4 protein-coding genes are annotated in these 3,154 nt (G+C 67.6%); all 4 read left to right on the plus strand.

All coding sequences use genetic code 11. The annotated features are described in order from the left end of the window. Window positions 1–405: 405 nt before the first annotated feature. Window positions 406–747: a flagellar hook-basal body complex protein FliE gene (gene fliE, locus DXT59_RS10185; protein ID WP_116136798.1), complete on the plus strand. Its 342-nt coding sequence runs from the start codon at window positions 406–408 to the stop codon at window positions 745–747. Window positions 748–937: 190 nt separating this feature from the next. Continuing rightward, window positions 938–1,375: a flagellar export chaperone FliS gene (fliS, locus tag DXT59_RS10190; RefSeq protein ID WP_116136799.1), complete on the plus strand. Its 438-nt coding sequence runs from the start codon at window positions 938–940 to the stop codon at window positions 1,373–1,375. After that, window positions 1,372–1,701 carry a flagellar protein FliT gene (locus tag DXT59_RS10195; protein WP_116136800.1) on the plus strand — a complete coding sequence of 110 codons (330 nt, stop codon included), beginning with the start codon at window positions 1,372–1,374 and terminating at the stop codon, window positions 1,699–1,701. The genes fliS and DXT59_RS10195 overlap by 4 nt, the downstream gene beginning before the upstream one ends. 91 nt (window positions 1,702–1,792) lie before the next feature. After that, a partial coding sequence (fliK, locus tag DXT59_RS10200) for a flagellar hook-length control protein FliK (RefSeq protein ID WP_162878015.1) occupies window positions 1,793–3,154 on the plus strand: 1,362 nt, incomplete at its 3' end.

A 3,154-nucleotide genomic window follows, 5' to 3' on the forward strand; every position in this document is an offset into this window, starting at 1 on the left:
CCGCTGAGCGAAACCACCGAACTCGGCGCCGCCGGCCGAGCCCGCGCCGGCGCCTTGCAGCGCGCCGGCCGCGGCTGCGCCGGGCTGCGCGCTGGCGAGGCCCATGCGTGCGTCGGGGTTGATCAAAGAGTTTGCCTGCGAATCCATGCGTCGGGTTTCTCCGGAATGCGGGGGTGTCCGGCCGGCGAGTCCGATGGGGCGGGAAGCCGCATCAGGACGGGCGGGACACTTTCACGATGGGGATTATCCATACCGATGCGCAACTGAATCAGTCGAATAGAAGCGGGTTTTCCCCCTAGTTTCACGGGTTTGCGAAAAGGCCCGCTGCTATGCTCACTCTCCGTGATGGGTCAGTGCGCCGCACTTTCGGTGGGCGCGAGTCTTCGGCCCTTTTTTGGAGAAACCATGACCGTTCCAGTCAATCCGCTTACATCGGCGCTGCAGCAGATGCAGTCCATGGCAGCCGAAGCGGCCGGCGAGTCGAAGGCCGCCACCCTCGGGCAGACGTCAGGGGCCGCGACGGCCGGCAGCTTCGCCACCGCGCTCAAGAGCTCGCTCGACAAGATCAGCGACGATCAAAACAAGGCCGCCGGGGAATCGCAGGCGTTCGAACTCGGTTCGCCCAACGTGTCGCTGAGCGACGTGATGGTGGACATGCAGAAGGCGAATATCGGTCTGCAGTTCGGCTTGCAAGTCAGAAACAAGCTGGTGGCCGCCTACAACGACATCATGCAGATGTCGATTTGAAGCTGGGCGGCTGTCGCGGCTTCGATCTTCACGGGGTGGCTAAAGCTTTTCCCGGGGCGATCCGATAACCGCGATAAGACCTGCGCGTTCGAATGACGGCGCGCTTCGGCACCGGCGGGGCGGGTGTGTTGCATACGCCCGCCGTGCCGATTGAGTTTCGCTAATTCACGACCAACAAGGAGAAGCGCCGATGTTTTCCCAAGGACACGCTGGAGCGGGTGCATATGCGCGCGTCGGCGTCGAGACAGGGGTGATGGGCGCAAATCCGCATCGATTGATCCTCATGCTGTACCAAGGCGCGCGCCAGGCCATCGCTCAGGCGCGCATGCATTTGCAGCAAGGCAACATCGGCCCGCGCGGCGAGGCGATCAGCAAGGCCATCGGGATCATCGGGAGCGGCTTGCAGGCCTCGCTGAACAAGGAGGTGGGCGGCGAGATCGCCCAGCGGCTCGATGCGCTTTACAGCTACATGACGCGCAGACTGCTCGAGGCCAATATCGCGCAAAGCGAGCAGATGCTGATCGAAGTGGACGGCCTGCTCGCGACGCTCGAGGAAGCCTGGATCGGTATCGGCGTCGAAGCGGCGCGCATCATGGCGCAGCAGGGGCAGGCGGACGCGCAGCGATGAATTCCAAAGCAGACTATTTTGCGCGCTACGAGGCAATTGCCGCTGTCTCGTCGCGGATGCTATCGGCCGCCCGCGACGCACTGTGGAACGAATTGACGGAGTTGCAGGAAGAGTATCGGATACTCGTCGATGCGCTGTGTGAAGTGGATGCCGGGCTCTCGCTCGACGAACACGAAAGATCGCGCAAGTACGACCTGATTCGGCAGATTTTAGCCGACGATGCTGCGATTCGCGATCTGCTCAATCCGAGTGTGGCGCGCCTTTCCGCATTTTTTTCGGCACGGCGCCCGGCGCACGTGCTCAAGGAACTGTTCGGCGCGCGCTGAGCGCCCACGGTTGATCGAACGAATTTCCCGGCCCGCGGCGCACGCCCGCGTAGTGAGGGTAGGCCCCTGAACGACGGCGCAAGGACGCGGCATGACAGGAATCGACTCAGCTCTGGCCTCGATGGTCATCGGCCGCATCGAAAGTGTGCTCGACAGCGTCGGCGCGGGCGGGCGCACCAGCCCGGCTCAATCCGGGGCGACGGGACTCACCGTCGATGTGCCGCCGCCGCCCGACGTGGCGGGTGCGCTGCCCGATACCCCGCCTCCGGCTTCCGCGCAGGCAATCTTGTCCGAAGTCGCGCTGACGCTCGACGCGATTTCGCGTTTCGGCGGCGAAGCCACACCCGCGGTCATCGGCCAAGCGCCGATCTGGCCCGCCCCTCCGGCGATCGATACGCCGGCGGGCGGCGCGCTGTTTCCGGGAGGAGCGGCCGCCGATCCGGCCGGTGCATCCACGGCCGGCGCGAATGCGGCCGCGACCAATGCTGCCGGTGCGTCCGCGCAAGCAGATTCGACGGCCGCTTCCGGTGCCGTCGGCGCGGCGGCCACGGCGATGCCCGTGCAAGCGCTGGCTGAAGCGCTCGAACAGACCGTCAACGAGTCGGGCCTGTTCTATGAGTCGCACCTCGCGCAGTGGCTGAGCGGCGGCTATCCCGCCGACGCGCTCGCGAACGAACCCCAAACGCGGCTTGCCGCCGAAGCCATTCAACTGCCGCTCGATTGGAGCAATCCGGCGCCCGCCGGCGAAGCGGCCGGCATGCCGGGTTGGCAGGCGGGCGGCCCACCCGTGCCTTCGGGCGGCGGGTGGCTGCCGCATGAGTTGCCGCCCCAGTTTTCGCTGCCCGCGTTCGGCGCCGGCGCGCATCCGGGCGCCCCGGCGTATCCCGCGCCGGGCGCGGACGGCGCCGCTTGGCGCGGCGTGCAGACCACCGTGCTCGAAGACGCGGCGTTCGGCGGCTCGAGCAGCGCTCACGCGGCGAACTTGCCGCCGGACGTGCGCGCGTCGATCGCGGCTTCGATCCATCCGGCGACGATCCCGCTCGTGCGTCAGCAACTGGACGTGCTGGCCACCCAGCAATTTCGATGGACCGGCGAGGTCTGGCCGGGCGCGAAGCTCGACTGGACGATCGAGCCCGATCGCGAGCGGCGGGCCCAGCCGGGCGACGCCGACGGCACCGAGCAGACTTGGCGTACGCGCGTCACGCTGGCGTTGCCGACGCTCGGCACCGTCGATGCGGATCTCGTCCTGACCGGCACGCAATTGATCGTGCGTGTGCAGGCGAGCCCCGGCGGGGCGGCGCGGCTCGTATCGGGCGGCGCGTCGTTCGGGCGCCGGCTGGAAGCGGCGGGCATCGAATTGGCCGGACTGCAGATCCGCGAGATCGGCGGGACGGCGCCGGCCGCGGCGGGCGGCGGCGCGTCGGCGGCGACCTCGGCCTATGCGCGCGCGGCC

Origin of the sequence: Trinickia diaoshuihuensis, from assembly GCF_003390925.1 — a bacterium.
Lineage (GTDB): Bacteria > Pseudomonadota > Gammaproteobacteria > Burkholderiales > Burkholderiaceae > Trinickia > Trinickia diaoshuihuensis.